The 17,393-nt window shown below is 63.7% G+C and carries 2 protein-coding genes; both read left to right on the forward strand.

Annotation, left to right across the window (positions count from 1 at the left end):
• Window positions 1-2 precede the first annotated feature (2 nt).
• The gene (locus CD58_RS15560; RefSeq protein ID WP_038436646.1) at window positions 3-13,580 is read left to right on the forward strand and encodes a non-ribosomal peptide synthetase; all 13,578 of its coding nucleotides are present in this window, start codon (window positions 3-5) and stop codon (window positions 13,578-13,580) included.
• A gap of 2,459 nt (window positions 13,581-16,039) precedes the next feature.
• The gene (locus tag CD58_RS15565; protein WP_038436647.1) at window positions 16,040-17,305 is read left to right on the forward strand and encodes a glycosyltransferase; all 1,266 of its coding nucleotides are present in this window, start codon (window positions 16,040-16,042) and stop codon (window positions 17,303-17,305) included.
• The last annotated feature ends 88 nt before the right edge of the window (window positions 17,306-17,393 follow it).

The raw sequence follows: 17,393 nt of genomic DNA on the forward strand, positions 1-17,393 counted from the left end.
AATTGAACGAACATAACGATAGTCTCGACCAGTTGAAACGCGCCGCCCTCCTGCGCCTGCTCAAGCAACGCGGCGCAACGCGGGTCATCGAAACAGCCCATGACGACATGATCAGCGTCGACCGCGAGGGACCATTGGCGCTGTCGTTCGCCCAGCAGCGCCTGTGGTTCCTCGACCAGTTGGACCCGACGGCCAGCGTCGCCTACCACATCCCCGCCTCATTGTTGCTGCGCGGCACCCTCGACCAGGCGGCCCTCAAGGCCGCGCTCGACCGGCTCGTGGCCCGGCACGAAAGCCTGCGCACCACCTTCCGCCGCGAAGGCGAACACCCGGTGCAAATCATCGCCCCGGCGGATTGCGGCTTCAGCCTGTTGGAACACGACCTGCGCCACCTCTCCCGGGACCAGGCCGAGCAACAGGCGGCGCGCCTGACTGAAGACGAGGCCGTGCAGCCGTTCGACCTGCTGCACGGGCCGCTGATCCGCGGCAACCTGTTATGCCTGGCCGAGGATGAGCACATTCTGCTGATCACTCAGCACCACATCATCTCCGACGGTTGGTCCATCGGCATCCTGGTCAAGGAGTTCGCCGCGCTGTATCAGGCATTCAGCACCCAGCAGGCCGATCCCCTCCCGCCGCTGCCCCTGCAATACGCAGACTATGCGGCCTGGCAACGCCAGCACCTGAATGGCGAGCGCCTGGCTCAGCAAGTGGAATTCTGGCGCAGCCACCTGGCCGGCGCCCCCGCCCTGCTCTCGCTGCCCACCGACCGGCCACGCCCGGCGGTACAGAGCTACCGCGGCGAAACCCTGAAGTTCGCGCTGCCCGCCGCGCTGTCCAGCGCCATCGCCCGGTTCGCCCAGTCCCAGGCCGCGACTCCATTCATGACGTTGATGGCCGCCTGGGCGGTGTTGCTGGCCCGGATCAGCGGCCAGCAAGACGTGGTGATCGGCACCGTCGCCGCCAACCGCGACCGCCTGGACGTGCAGTCGCTGATCGGTTTCTTCGTCAACACCCTGGCCCTGCGCATCCGCCTGGACGCCAACCCAACCCTCGAGCAGGTGCTGCAACAGGTCAAGCACCTGATGCTGGAATCATCCAGCCGCCAGGACACGCCATTCGAACAGGTCGTCGAAGCCCTCAAGCCACCGCGCAGTGCCAGCTACAGCCCGATATTCCAGACGATTCTCTACACCAATGCCGGAGACGGGGGCGGTTCGTTGCAACTGCCAGGGCTGGACCTGCAATTCCTGCCTTCGCGCAAAGGCAGTGCCCAGCACGATCTGTCCCTGCACATCGACGAAGGCGGCCCCTGCCTGTCCTGCAGCCTGGCGTACTCCACCGCGCTGTTCGACGCCTGCACCGTCGAACGCCTGGCGGCGCGCTTCGAGCGTCTGCTGCATTGTTTCACCGAAGCACCACACACCCGTATTGGAGCGCTGGAACTGGACCCGGCCCTCGCACTGCCCGAAGTCGCTGCATTGGCGCCTGTGCCGGAACAGCTGCCGTTGTCTTATCACCAGGAACGGCTGTGGTTCGTCGACACGTTTGAAACCGGGTATCTGTACGAAGCCAACCCGGTCTATCACAACATCGCGTTGCTGCTGGAGTTGACCGGCGAGATCAATCAACCGGCCCTGCAAACGGCCCTCGACGGATTGCTCGCCCGCCACGACATTCTTCGTTGCCGGGTGACCAGCGATGGCGCCCGCGCCTGGCAACGCTTCGACGGCCCGTCAAGCCTTGCCCTCGATCTGATACAGAGCGACCCGCACGATCTGGCGGCCCGGGCCCTGGCCGAAACACGTCGGCCCTTGACCATGGACGGCGGCAGCCTGGTGCGTGCAACCCTGGTCCGGGCGGATGACAACAACGCCGTCCTGGCCATTGCCGTGCACCATCTGCTAGCCGACCGCACCGCCATGGGATTGCTCAAGCGCGACCTCCTGGCCCTCTATGAAGCGGCCTGCGCCGAACGCCGCGCCGAGCTGCCCGCACTGCCTCTGGGCTACGGCGACTTTGCCGCCTGGCAACGCAACCTGCCGGCCGCCGTGCTGGAAAACCTGCGGGCCTACTGGGCCTATCAATTGCGTGGCAAGCTGCAAGCCCTGGAACTGCCGCTGAATCGGCCACGGGCCGCGGTGCATGTGTTTGCCGAAGCCACCCACGGATTCAGCATCGAGCCGACACTGGTTCGGCGCCTTGAAGCCCTGTCCAAGGAAGTCGGTGTCAGCAGCGAGAGCCTGGCCCTGAGTGCCTTCACCGCACTGTTGCGCCGCTACGCAGGGCACGACGAACTGGTGATCGGCACCACCGCGGCCTGTCGTGAACCGGCCCTGCACGACGTGATCGGACCGCTGGACAACCTGCTGGTGCTGCGCGAAACCTGCGACAACGCCACCACCCTGCAACAGCTTTGGGAACAGACCGCCAGCCACCTGGCCCAGGCACTGCGCCATCGGCACATGCAGTTCGACCAGTTGGTGCTCGCCCTCAATCCGGCCAAGGACATGAGCCGCACCGCGCTGTTCGACGTGCTGTTCAACTTCCAGCACGGCAGCGACACCCAGGCGCTGGTCGCCGGCCTGGCGGTCAGTACCCTGGAAACCAACCTGGGTTACGGCAAGAACGACCTGCACCTGCTGATCACCGCCGGCGAGTCACATTGGGCCGGGCACCTGGCGTACAACGCCGAGTTCTTCGACCGCGAATTTGTCCAGCAACTGATGCGTCATTACGTGCGCTTGCTGGAAGCCTTTGTCGATGATTTGCAGCAACGGGTCGACGACATCCCGTTGCTGGATTCGGCCGAGCGTCAGCGGCAGATCCTCGATTTCAACGACAGCGAAGCGGCCTGGCCCGACACCCTGACAGTGCATCAGATTTTCGAAGAGCAGGTACGCCGGACTCCGGAGCGCATTGCCGTCAATCTGGGCCAGGAAAACCTGAGCTATCGACAGCTCAATGAACAAGCCAACCGACTCGCCCACCGCTTGCGCGCGGCGGGTGTGCAGCCGCAGGAACTGGTGGCCATCGCCCTGGATCGCTCGGTGCAGATGATCGTCGCCACCCTGGCGGTGCTCAAGGCCGGTGCGGCCTATGTGCCGATCGACCCGAGTTCACCCCAGGAGCGCATCGCCTATGTGCTTCGCGACAGCGGCGTACGCAAAGCCATCGCTCGTCAGGACATGAGCCCGGCATTGCAGAGCCTGGGCATCGAAGTCCTTGATCCCCTCGCGGACAATGGCAGCAGCACCGCCAACCTGCCCAACCTCAACGCGCCGGACCACCTCTGCTATGTGATCTACACCTCGGGCTCCACCGGCGAGCCCAAGGGGGCGTTGCTCGAACACCGCAACGTGGTGCGGCTACTGCATAACAATCGCTCGGACTTCCAGTTCAGCGCCGATGATGTCTGGTCGCTGTTCCATTCCAATGCCTTCGATTTCTCGGTCTGGGAAATCTTCGGTGCCCTGCTCCACGGCGCCCGCCTGACCCTGGTGCCCGAGGCCCTGCGCCGCGATCCGACGCAGTTGCTGGGCTTTCTTGAAAGCGAACAGGTCACGGTCCTGAACCAGACCCCGTCGGCGTTTCTCCAGCTCAGTGCGGCGGCACTGGCGGCGCCACAGGTGCGCCTGGAGCGGCTGCGCTATGTGATTTTCGGTGGGGAAAGCCTGGAGCTGGGCAAGCTCGATGCCTTCCATCAGGCCTTCGGACATGTGGCACTGGTGAACATGTACGGCATCACCGAAACCTGCGTGCACGTCACCTACAAAGCCATCGGCGCGGCGGATATCGCCGCCGGTATCTCCAATGTCGGACGCCCGATCCCAACCACCGTGGCCTACGTGCTCGATGCTCAGCAGCGCCTGTTGCCTGTTGGTGTAGCCGGCGAGATTTGCGTCGGTGGGCTGGGGGTCGGACGCGGGTACCTGAATCGTCCGGCACTGAGTGCCGAACGCTTTATCGCCGACCCGTTCCGTCCCGGTGAGCGACTGTATCGCTCTGGAGACCTGGGCAAGCTGCTGGACAACGGCGAAATCATTCACCTGGGCCGGATGGATGCCCAAGTGAAGATTCGTGGTTTCCGTATCGAGCTGGGTGAGATCGAAGCCAAACTGCTGGCCTGCGACGGCGTACGTGAAGCACGGGTGCTGGCCCGCGAGGACGTGAGCCAGGGCAAGCGCCTGATCGCCTACCTGATCCCTCGCCCCGGCGCGCAGCTGGAGGTGGCGGCCTTGCGCAAACAGTTGGGGGCCACGCTGCCCGACTACATGATCCCAAGTGCGTTCGTCAGCCTGGAAGCCTACCCGCTCACCGCCAACGGCAAACTGGACCCGGATGCCTTGCCGGCGCCGGACCTCGATGCAATGTCCGCCCGCGGCTATGCCGCGCCCGAAGGTGCCACTGAAACAGCCCTGGCGCAGATTTTCCAGGAGCTGCTGGGCCTGGAACGCGTGGGACGCAGTGACAGTTTCTTTGAATTGGGTGGGCACTCGCTGCTCGCCGCGCAATTGGTTTCCCGGGTACGCCAACAATTGGGCGGCGAGCTGATGCTGCGTGAGCTGTTCAGCCATCCAAGCGTGGAAGAGCTGGCCCGGGTCGTCGGCGACCTGCAAAACGTCAGCAGCGAGACCATCGGTGTCGCCGACCGCAGCGCGCCGCTGGCGCTGTCCTTTGCCCAGCAACGCCTTTGGTTTCTCGACCAACTGGACTCAAGCGCCAGCACCGCATACCACATGCCCGCGTCCCTACTGCTGCGTGGCGATTTGGATCATGCCGCGCTCAAGGCCGCGCTCGACCGCTTGGTGGCACGTCACGAAAGCCTGCGCACCACCTTCGAACGTCATGGCGAGCAACCGGTGCAGATCATTGCCCCGGCAGACTGCGGCTTCGCGTTGGCCGAGCAGGATTTGCGCAGCCTGTCTTATGAGCAGGCCAGCCTCAGCGCATCGCGTATCGGCAACAGCGAGGCCGTGACGCCGTTCGACCTGCGCCAAGGGCCGCTGATTCGTGGGCGCCTGCTGCGCCTGGCCGATGACGAACACATTCTGCTCATCACCCAGCACCACATCATCTCCGACGGTTGGTCAGTGGGAGTATTGGTCAGGGAATTCGCTGCGCTTTACCGGGCCTTCAGTCAACAGCAACCCGACCCACTGCCCGCCCTGTCGATTCAATATGCCGACTACGCCGCCTGGCAGCGCCAGGTCCTCGATAGCGAGCGTCTGAACCACCAGGCCGACTTCTGGCGTGAGCACCTCGGCGGCGCGCCGTCGCTGTTGGCCTTGCCCACCGACCGCCCACGCCCGGCGACGCAGAGCTATCGGGGTGGCGATGTCCCTGTCGAGATCGCCCCCGCGATGCGCGAACGCCTGGAGCGTTTCTGCCAACAGCACAACGTCACCCTGTTCATGGCCTTGCTCAGTGCCTGGTCGGTCCTCATGGCGCGCCTGGGCAACGAGCGGGACGTGGTGATCGGTGTCCCCACGGCCAACCGTGGCCGCACCGAAACGGAAAACCTGATCGGTTTCTTCGTCAACACCCTGGCCTTGCGGGTAGACCTTGGACAGAACCCGAGCGTGGCGCAGCTGCTGGAGCAGATCAAGCAGACCACCCTGGCGGCCCACGAGCATCAGGACATTCCTTTCGAACAAGTCATCGAAGCCTTGCAGCCACCGCGCTCCCTGAGCCACAACCCGCTGTGCCAGGTCGCGCTGTCGCTGAATAATACCCCTGGCGGCGTTGAACTGAGCCTGCCCGGCCTGACCTTGGTTCCCGTGGCCCAGGCCCATGAAACCTCGCAGTTCGACCTGATGCTGACACTGGGCAATGCCAACGGCACGCTGGCCGGCGTGATCGAGTACGCCAGCGATCTGTTCGACCGCTCCACCGTGGAACGCTTCGCCCAGCATTTCCAGACCTTACTGGAAGCCATGGTCGAGGATGCCGAACAACCCGTGCTCGGCTTGCCGCTGCTCAGCCCGGCCCAGCGCCAGGCTTCACCCGCGGCGCAGCCACCCAAAGCCGTGTTCGATCCGCAGTGGCTGATTCATCAGCGTTTCGAACAACTTGTCGCCGCCCAACCCCAGGCCATCGCCCTGGTCTTCGGCGAACTCGAACTGACTTATCAGGCCCTCAATCGCCGCGCCAACCACATCGCCCGGGCGCTGCTCGCCCAAGGCGTACGCCCCGATGACCGCGTGGCGATCCTGGCCCAGCGCGGCGTGGAAATGGTTTGCGCAGTCCTGGCCGTGCTCAAGGCCGGGGCGGCTTACGTGCCGCTGGATCCGGCCTACCCCACTGAGCGTCTCGGTTATCTGCTGAGCGACAGCCGCCCGGTGGCCTTGCTGGCTCAACCGGCCTGCCTCGAGGTGTTGCCCGAGCATGCCGTGCCGGTGGTGCATCTTGAGGATTACCTTGCGATAGACGACCAGTCCCTGGACTACAACCTCGAGGCCAGCGCACTGGGCCTGACGCCCCGGCATCTGGCCTACGTTATTTACACCTCGGGGTCGACCGGACTGCCAAAAGGCGTGTTGGTGGAACATGGCAACGTCGCACGACTGTTCGACGCCACCGCCGACTTGTTCGATTTCGATAACAACGACGTCTGGACGCTGTTCCACTCCTTCGCCTTTGACTTCTCGGTCTGGGAAATCTGGGGCGCGCTGAGCTACGGCGGCAAATTGGTCATCGTTCCAAGTGACGTGGCCCGTTCACCCGACGAGTTCTACGCACTGGTCTGCCAACAGCAGGTCACCGTCCTCAACCAGACGCCAAGTGCCTTCCGCCAATTGAGCGAAGCCCGTGAGCGCAGCGACCAGGAACATGCCCTGCGCGAAGTGATCTTCGGCGGCGAAGCCCTGGACTTCCGCAGCCTGCGGCCGTGGACCGCGCGCACCGCGCTGTCCCGCACCCGCCTGGTCAATATGTACGGGATTACCGAAATCACCGTGCACGCCACTTACTACCCGATCAGCCAGGCTGAAATCGACAGCGGCGCGCCAAGCCTGATCGGCCCTCCGCTGCCGGACCTGTGCCTGCGCATTCTCGACGCGTACCAGCAACCGGTACCGGTGGGGGTCAACGGTGAGATCTACATCGGCGGCGCTGGCGTGGCCCGGCATTACCTGAACCGCGACGCGCTGAATGCCGAACGTTTCATCAGCGATCCGTTCGCCGTGGAGCCCGGCGCACGGTTGTATCGCACCGGTGACATCGCCCGCTATCGCGCCGACGGCGGTGTCGTTTACGTGGGCCGCAACGATTCACAGATCAAGATTCGTGGGTTCCGTATCGAGCTGGGGGAAATCGAGGCGCAACTGTTGGCCTGCGCCGAAGTCCGCGAAGCGCTGGTCATCGTGCGCGAAGATCAACCCGGCGACAAACGCCTGGTGGCGTACCTGATCGCTCAGGAAGGGATTGCCCTTGAGTCCTCGGCCTTGCGTAGCCAATTGGCAAGCGTGCTGGCCGAACATATGCTGCCCAGCGCTTTCGTGACCCTGGCCGCCTGGCCCCTGACCACCAACGGCAAGCTGGACCGTGGTGCCTTGCCGGCACCGGACTTGTCCGCGGCGGCGAGCCAGCACTATGAAGCACCGCTGGGGGATATCGAAATGACCCTGGCCAGCGCCTGGCAGAAACTGCTCGGAGTTGAACGGGTGGGTCGTCAGGACCACTTTTTCGAACTCGGCGGCCACTCGTTCCTGGTCATCAGCCTGATCGAGCGTCTGCGCCAGGCCGGTCTGCAACTGGATGTGCGCACGGTCTTCTCCGCGCCGACCCTCAAAGCCATGGCCGCCGTCCTCGCCGGTGGCAGCAACAGCCAACGGGTGGTCCCGGCGAACCTGATCCCCGCCGACTGCACAGCCATCGAGCCTCAGATGTTGCCGCTGGTGACCCTGAGCCCACAGGAAATCGAACACATCGTCGCCGATGTCCCCGGTGGGGCGGGCAATGTGCAGGATATCTACCCCCTGTCATCGTTGCAGGAAGGTATTCTGTTCCACCACTTGTTGCAGTCCGAAGGCGATGCCTACCTGATGCGCACCGTGGTGACGTTCAATCATCGCCAGGTGCTCGACGACTTCCTCGCCGCCGTACAGGTGGTGATCGACCGCCACGACATCCTGCGCACGGCCCTGCGCTGGCACGGCTTGCCGCAGCCGGTGCAGATCGTTCATCGCCAGGCGCAGCTGCCGGTCATTCTCCTGGACGGTCTGCCCGGCCAAGCGGCCTTGCAGACCCTTCGCGACCACACGGACACTCACCATCTGCGACTCGACCTGCAACGGGCTCCGCTGATCGCGGCCTACATCATCTACGATGAACCCGGTGAGCAGTGGTTGCTGGCCTTGCTCGACCATCACCTGGTCAGCGATAACGTGACCTTGCGCCTGATCATGCTGGAGATCCAGGCGGTCATGGCCGGCCAGGCCGACAGCCTGCCGCCGTCCCAGCCGTACCGAAACTTCATCGCCCAGGCCGCCAGCGTGTCCCAGGCCGATCACGAAGCCTATTTCCGGCGCTTGCTGGCCGATGTCGACGCCACCACCGCGCCTTACGGGGTGCTGGATGTCCGGGGCAACGGTGCCGGGATCAAGCGCGCGGTCAAACACTTGAGCGACGAGCTCAGTGCACGGGTATATCGAACGGCGCGCCAGCAAGGGGTCCCGACGTCCGTGCTGTTCCACGCCGCCTGGGGCCTGGTGGTCGCGGCCACCAGCGGGCGCGACGATGGGATTTTCGGCACGGTGTTGTCGGGACGCTCCCAAGGCACCGCCGGCGCCGACCATGCACTGGGGATGTTCATCAATACTCTGCCGATGCGCATTCGCTTGCAGCAGAACACGGTCAGCGACATCGTCCAGGACGCCTACCAGCAGCTCAGTGAATTGCTGACCCACGAACAGGCTTCCCTGGCCCTGGCCCAGCGTTGCAGTGCGGTGGACGCTTCCCTGCCACTGTTCACGGTGATCCTCAACTGCCGCCATGGCGACCTGGTGAATGCGTCCGGGGAAAACGCCGTGGATGGAGGCCACCACGAAGGCATGCACTTTGTGGCCTCCGAAACCCGTACCAACTACCCCATCGAAATTGCCGTGGCGAATGTGGGTAGCGGATTCTCCCTGACCGCCCAGTCCATCACCGGCATCGATCCGCAACGCATCGCCGCGTATCTCGGCCAAGCCGTGGAGACGTTGGTCGAAGCCCTGGAACAAGCCCCCGAGCGCCTCGCCAGCAGCCTCGACGTGCTCCCCGAAACCGAGCGGCAATTGCTGCTGAATGACTTCAACCACACCGCCACGGATTTCGGCTCGGCGCAGCCCATCCATACCCTGTTTGAAACCCAGGTCCAGGCCAACCCCGAGGCGGTGGCCCTGGTTTGCGAAAGCCAACAACTGACTTACCGCCAGCTCAATCGCCGCGCCAACCATCTAGCCCGGCAGTTGCTCGAACTGGGCATCGAGCCCGATCAGCGCGTGGCGATCTGTGCCGAACGCAGCCTGGACATGATCGTGGGCCTTATGGGCGTGCTCAAGGCCGGCGGCGCCTACGTGCCCATCGACCCGGCCCACCCGGCCGAGCGCATGGCGTTCATGCTGCAAGACAGTCAACCTCGGGCGCTGTTGACCCAATCGGCGCTTACCCTGCCGTCCGGGGATCTGCCGGTGTTCTTGCTCGACACAGCTGATTCGCGGCGATCGGCGGATGACGCGGCTTTCGATGCTAACCCGCAAGTGCCTGGCCTGACGCCTGAGCACCTGGCCTATGTGATCTACACCTCCGGCTCCACCGGCCAGTCCAAGGGCGTGATGGTCGAGCACCGTTCGGTGTTCAACTTCTGGCAAGTGCTGACCCGCACCACCCACCAGCATTGCCCAGCTCCAGCCACCGTGGCGCTGAATGCCGGGTTCTTCTTCGACATGTCGATCAAGGGCATCTCGCAGCTGTTCTCCGGCCATCGACTGGTGATCATCCCGCAACTGATCCGCGCCAGCGGCCACGAGTTGCTGGACTTCCTCGAACAACATCAGGTGCATGCCTTCGACTCCACGCCGTCGCAGCTCGATACCCTGCTAGCCGCCGGCCTGCTGGAACGCCAGAGCTACCAGCCCGTCAGCGTGCTGCTCGGCGGCGAGGCGATCAACGCCGCGACCTGGGAGAAACTGCGCAGTTGCCCAAGCATCCGCTTCTACAACATGTACGGCCCGACCGAGTGCACGGTGGACGCCACCATCGACTTGATCCGTGACCTGGGCGAACGTCCGAGCATTGGTCGGCCGATTGCCAACGTCCAGGTCCACGTGCTTGACGCCCGTGGCGAACCGACACCGTTGGGCGTGGCCGGCGAACTGCACATCGGCGGTGCCGGCGTGGCCCGGGGTTACCTGAACCGGCCGGAGCTGAGCGCCGAGCGCTTCATCGCTGACCCGTTCAGCCGCGAACCGAACGCACGCCTGTACAAGACCGGTGACCTCGGCCGCTGGTTGGCCGATGGCACGCTGGAATACCTGGGCCGCAATGACTTCCAGGTGAAGATCCGTGGCTTCCGTATCGAACTGGGTGAAATCGAAAACGCACTGGTGGCCTGCCCAGGCATCCGTGAGGCCGTGGTGATCGCCCGTGAAGACAGCCAAGGCGACTCGGAGAGCAAGCGCCTGGTCGCTTATGTCTGCGGCGAACCGGTTCCGGCCGAGCAGCTGCGTAGCGCGCTATTGAACGATTTGCCCGAATACATGGTACCCAGCGCCTTCGTGCACCTGGACGCCCTGCCCCTCACCGCCAACGGCAAGCTCGACCGCCGCGCCCTACCGGCGCCCGGTCAGGAATCCCTGGCGAGCAAAACCTACGAAGCCCCCCAGGGCGACACCGAAATCGCCATCGCCGAGATCTGGAAGGGCTTGCTGCACCTGGATCAGGTCGGTCGCCACGACGGCTTCCTCGAACTCGGCGGCCATTCACTGCTCGCCGTGCAGTTGCTCTCGCGCCTACGGCGCAAGCTGGGCGCACGGGTGACCCTGCGCGAACTGTTCGACGCGCCGACCGTGCGTGGCCTCGCTTCGCTGGTCCAGGCAGCCTCGCCAACCGAGGCTGCGTCGATTCCCTTGGCCAATCGCTCGGGGCGACTGCCGTTGTCGTTCTCCCAGCAACGGCTGTGGTTCCTCGATCACCTGGACCACGCGGCAGGTGCGGCTTATCACCTGCCCCTGGCCTTGCGCCTGAAGGGGCCGCTGGACAAAGTGGCGCTGCAGGCAACACTCGACCGCCTGGTAGCGCGTCACGAAACCCTGCGCACCCGGTTTGAACTGGTGGACGGCGAGCCGCTGCAAAAAATCGCACCGGCCGACTACGGCTTCCAGTTGGAGCAGCAGGACCTGCGCACGATTGCGGACGAGGAACGCAAAGCCACGCTGGAGCACATCGGCCAGATCAACGCCACGCAGTTGTTCGACTTGAACCTCGGGCCACTGATGCGCGGCCACCTGGTGCAACTGGCGGACGAGGAACATGTGCTGTTCATGACCTTGCACCACATTGTTTCCGATGGCTGGTCCAACAGCGTGCTGGCCCGAGAGGTCAGCGTGCTCTACACCGCATTCAGCCAGGGCCAGAAGGATCCATTGCCGCCCCTGGCGCTGCAATACGTAGACTACGCCGCCTGGCAACGACGATCCCTGGAAGGCCCGGCGCTACAAGCGCAGATCGACTTCTGGCACCAGCATCTGGAAGGTGCGCCCGCCTTGTTGAACCTGCCGTTGGATCGCCCACGCCCGGCGCTACAGAGTTATGCCGGCGGCATCCTCAAGTGCAGCTTTTCGCCCGCCCTCAGTGCCGATCTCCGGGCTTTCAGCCAGGCCCAGGGCACCACGTTGTTCATGGTGCTGCTGGCGGGCTGGTCGGTGCTGATGAGTCATCTGAGCGGTCAGGACGATGTGGTGGTCGGCACACCGGTGGCCAACCGTCAGCGTCCGGAGCTGGAGGCGCTGATTGGTTTCTTCGCCAACACCCTGGCGTTGAGAGTCCGCACCGAACGCGACACCCGAGTCGACGAACTGCTGGCACGGATCAAGGACCTGACCCTGGCTGCCTACAATCAACAGGACCTGCCTTTCGAGCAGGTGGTAAGTGCGCTGCAACCCACGCGCAGCATGAGCCACAGCCCGTTGTTCCAGGTCATGTTGAGCCTGGACAATACACCACCGAAACCGCTGCAATTGCCTGGGCTCGAGGTGCAAACCCTGCAAAGCCCTCACCACACCACCCAGTTCGACCTGTCGTTGTCACTGATCGATACCGGCGAGCGCATCAGCGGCAGCCTGCAATACGCCAACGACCTGTTCGACACGGAGACGGTGCAGCACATCGCCGGGCTCTTCGCCAACGTCCTGGAACATCTGGTAGCCGACGAGCAGCAATCCATCGGCCAGCTGCTGGCGGACACGCCACCGCTGGTGCGCTCGGTCAATGCCATCGCCCAGGCAAACGTCACCGACGACGCCCCTGCCCCGGACTTGCCGTACGAAGCGCCGCAGGGAGACACCGAGATCGCCATCGCGGCCCTCTGGCAGGATCTGTTCAAACAGGAGCGGATCAGCCGGCACGACGACTTCTTTAGTCTCGGCGGTATTTCGTTGATGGCGGTGCAGATGGCCTCGCGGCTGCGCAAGGTCCTCGGTAAACCCATCGCCGTGCGCGACCTGTTTGTCGAGCCGACCATTGCCGGCTTCGCCAGGACCCTCGACGGCCAGGCCCGGCCAGGCGCCCACGGCAATCTGGTACCGATCCGGCGCACGGGTTCCCAACGGCCGCTGTATCTGGTCCATCCGCTGGGCGGTGAAGTGCAATATGCGCGGGATCTGGCGCCTGCGCTGGATCCCCAGGTTCCTGTCTACGGCTTGGCGGCCAGTGGCCTGGTGGCGGGAGAAGCGCCGCTGTCCGACGTGCCGGCCATCGCGGCGCGTTACCTGACGGCCATCCGCCAGGTCCAGCCGCAGGGTCCGTACCGGATCGCCGGTTGGTCGGCCGGTGGCCTGATCGCCTATGAAATGGCGCGTCAACTTCAGGCCGGCGGTGAGTCCGTGGAGTTCCTCGGTATCATCGATGCCTCGGCCCGTCCTGACCCGGTACCGGCGCAATCGCTCAGCGAAGCGCAGTTCCTGATGGCCTGGCTCCCTGAGCGCATCGACCCTGAACTGTTCCAGCAACTGACAACGCTGGCGGAACACTCAGACATCGAGGCCATGCTGACGCTGTGCATGACCCATCGCCTGCTACCGGAGGAGTTGCCCCATGACATCGATGGCGCCCTGCTGCGCACTCACCTGGGGGTTGCCTATGCGACACGCCTGGCCATCGGCGCCTACGTCAGCCCCCCAAGCCCGCTCAAGGTGTCGCTGTTCACCGCGAGCGAACAGCAACGCAATGACCCTACCCTGGGCTGGCGCGGATTGCTGCAGGATCAAGTGAGCGTGACGGCATTGCCCGGCACCCATATGACGCTGGTCAAGGCACCCCACGTGACCAAGCTGGGCGAGGCGATTTCCAAGGCGTTGAAAACTGGCACGGGGTCATGAATCTGTGAGGGAGCAGGGCTTGCCCGCGAAGGCGGCGGCACATTCAGCATCGATGCAAGCTGAGCCACCGCTTTCGCGAGCAAGCTCGCTCCCACAGGGGATTTGGAGTCCTTGCAATTTCCATGAACACCTCAAAACCAGTGTGGGAGCGGGCTTGCCCGCGAAGGCGGCGGTATATTCAGCATCGATGCAAGCTGACCCACCGCTTTCGCGAGCAAGCCCGCTCCCACAGGGGATTGGGGTGAATGTAGCTTCTATGACCGCCTCGGAACCAATGTGGGAGCGGGCTTGCCCGCGAAGGCGGCGGTACATTCAGTGTTGATGCAAGCTGAGCCACCGCTTTCGCGAGCAAGCTCGCTCCCACAGGGGATTGGGGTGAATGCGACTTCTATGACCGCCTCGGAACCAATGTGGGAGCGGGCTTGCCCGCGAAGACGGCGGTACATTCAGCATTGAGGCAAGCGGACCCACCGCTTTCGCGAGCAAGCCCGCTCCCACAGGGGATTGGGGTGAATGTGGCTTCTATGACCGCCTCGGAACCAATGTGGGAGCGGGCTTGCCCGCGAAGGCGACGGTACATTCAGCATCGATGCAAGCTGAACCACCGCTTTCGCGAGCAAGCCCGCTCCCACAGGGGATTGGGGTGGATGCGACTTCTATGACCGCCTCGGAACCAATGTGGGAGCGGGCTTGCCCGCGAAGGCGGCGGTATATTCAGTGATGATGCAAGCTGAGCCACCGCTTTCGCGAGCAAGCTCGCTCCCACAGGGGATTGGGGTGAATGCGACTTCTATGACCGCCTCGGAACCAATGTGGGAGCGGGCTTGCCCGCGAAGGCGGCGGTACATCCAACATCCCTGCCAGCTGAGCCACCGCTTTCGCGAGCAAGCTCGCTCCCACAGGGGATTGGGGGTGGATGCGACTTCTATGACCGCCTCGAAACCAATGTGGGAGCGGGCTTGCCCGCGAAGGCGGCGGTACATTCAGCATCGATGCAAGCTGAGCCACCGCTTTCGCGAGCAAGCCCGCTCCCACAGGGGATTGGGGGTGAATGCGACTTCTATGACCGCCTCGGAAGCAATGTGGGAGCGGGCTTGCCCGCGAAGGCGGCGGTACATTCAGCATCGATGCAAGCTGAACCACCGCTTTCGCGAGCAAGCTCGCTCCCACAGGGGATTGGGGTGGATGCGACTTCTATGACCGCCTCGGAACCAATGTGGGAGCGGGCTTGCCCGCGAAGGCGGCGGTATATTCAGTGATGATGCAAGCTGAGCCACCGCTTTCGCGAGCAAGCCCGCTCCCACAGGGGATTGGGGGTGAATGCGACTTCTATGACCGCCTCGGAAGCAATGTGGGAGCGGGCTTGCCCGCGAAGGCGGCGGTACATTCAGCATCGATGCAAGCTGAGCCACCGCTATCGCGAGCAAGCTCGCTCCCACAGGGGATTGGGGTGGATGCGACTTCTATGACCGCCTCGGAACCAATGTGGGAGCGGGCTTGCCCGCGAAGGCGGCGGTACATCCAACATCCCTGCCAGCTGAGCCACCGCTATCGCGAGCAAGCTCGCTCCCACAGGGGATTGGGGGTGGATGCGACTTCTATGACCGCCTCGGAACCAATGTGGGAGCGGGCTTGCCCGCGAAGGCGGCGGTACATTCAGCATCGATGCAAGCTGAGCCACCGCTATCGCGAGCAAGCTCGCTTCCACAGGGGATTGGGGTGAATGTGGCTTCTATGACCGCCTCGGAACCAATGTGGGAGCGGGCTTGCCCGCGAAGACGGCGGTACATTCAGTATCGATGCAAGCTGAGCCACCGCTTTCGCGAGCAAGCCCGCTCCCACAGGGGATTGGGGGTGAATGCGACTTCTATGACCGCCTCGGAACCAATGTGGGAGCGGGCTTGCCCGCGAAGACGGCGGTACATTCAGTGTTGATGCAAGCTGAGCCACCGCTTTCGCGAGCAAGCTCGCTCCCACAGGGGATTGGGGTGAATGCGACTTCTATGACCGCCTCGGAACCAATGTGGGAGCGGGCTTGCCCGCGAAGACGGCGGTACATTCAGCATCGATGCAAGCTGAGCCACCGCTTTCGCGAGCAAGCCCGCTCCCACAGGGGATTGGGTGTGAATGCGACTTCTATGACCGCCTCGAAACCAATGTGGGAGCGGGCTTGCCCGCGAAGGCGGCGGTATATTCAGCGATGATGCAAGCTGAGCCACCGCTTTCGCGAGCAAGCCCGCTCCCACAGGGTTTTCGGGGGTTCGCAATCTCTGGATTCGACACCAAACCTGCTCTGCGGACCGGAATGTCCCCGTTTTCCGCTACAGACTTTTCCTACCTGGAAACGCCTAATACCCCCTCAAGCTGAATCGTTTTTGTGGATTGGATTCCATAGGCGATACCTGATCGCCGTCGATCAGGACTGTCACCCATCGCACGATCACTCTAGAGGGAGCCTTATGCATGTGATCATTACGGCCATCGGCTCAGCCGGTGACGTCCATCCATTTGTCGGGATCGGTCGAACGCTCGCAGCACGTGGCCATCGGATAACGTTTTGCGCCAGCGCGGCGTTCGCGCCGGTGATCGAGCGCTGCGGTTTCAAGTTTCTGCCATTGGGCACCCGCGAGGAATATCAAGCGGTCATGGCTGACCCGGCGTTGTGGCATCCACGGACGGCACTGCCCACCCTATGGAAAACCGTCGGCGGTACCTTGCGCGACCAGTATCGGCTCTTGGAGCAAGCATGTGACGATGACACCGTCATGATCGGCTCGTTGTGGGCGTTTTCCGCTCGCCTGCTGCAAGAAAAACACGGCATTCCGCTGATCACCGGCCAAGTCACCCCGTTCGCCATCTGGTCACCCCTCGCGCGTCCCACCCACCCTCCTGGAGAGAACCTGCCGGCCTTTGTCCCCTATCCCGTGAGACGCCTTTTGCTCAGTGTCATCGAGCACGCCTTCCTGGATCGGCTCATGAAACCGGAGCTCAACGATTTTCGTCGTGAATTGGGCTTGCCCCCGGTCAAACGCATCATCAGCCAATGGATCTCCTCGCCCGATCGGGTATTGGGATTGTTTGCCGATTGGTTCGCCCCGATCCAACAGGACTGGCCTGCCCAGACGGTTCTGACCGGGTTCCCGCTATTCGATGAATCCGGCTTCGAGGAGCCCGACGCCGAGCTGGAGGACTTTTTGAACGAGGCCCCACCGGTGGTGTTTACCCCGGGTTCGACCACGGTGGATGCCGCGCAGTATTTCGCCGCAGCGGCTCAAGCGCTGAAGTTGACGGGCCGTCGCGGGGTGTTCCTGACCAGCCAGCCAGTAGACCCATCGTTATCCAGCGACGGCACGATTCTGGTCAGGCGCTACGTCCCCATGAGCCGCATCCTGCCCCACACCGCAGCTCTGGTGCATCACGGCGGCGTCGGGACAACGGCCCTGGCCTTCGCCGCGGGTGTACCGCAGATCACCACGCCGTTTGCCCACGACCATTTCGATAATGCGGCACGAATGGAGCGCTTGGGCTGCGGCTTGCAAGTGTCCACTCCGGCCTCCGCCGAATCCCTGGCCGCAGCCTTGGACAAGGTGCTGAACAGTCACGAGATACGTACCAGTTGTGACCGCTACAGCAAGCTGATGCCCAGTGGTGACAGCGCCCGCGAAGCGGCGGCGCTGCAAGTCGAGGCACTCGCCGCTCGTGCTGATGTTTACCGCGTCGCGTAATCACGGATTGACGGTGATTGACTGTGCGCTGCCGATGGCCCGGTTTCAGGCATCCCTCTTTTTATTCGTTTCATCGGGCCATCGGATC

Source organism: Pseudomonas brassicacearum (assembly GCF_000585995.1).
GTDB classification, from domain to species: domain Bacteria; phylum Pseudomonadota; class Gammaproteobacteria; order Pseudomonadales; family Pseudomonadaceae; genus Aquipseudomonas; species Aquipseudomonas brassicacearum_A.

Excerpts from the sequence above, each read along its gene's own strand:
- CD58_RS15565 (WP_038436647.1), top strand. The coding sequence starts at position 16,040 with ATGCATGTGATCATTACGGCCATCGGCTCAGCCGGTGACGTCCATCCA.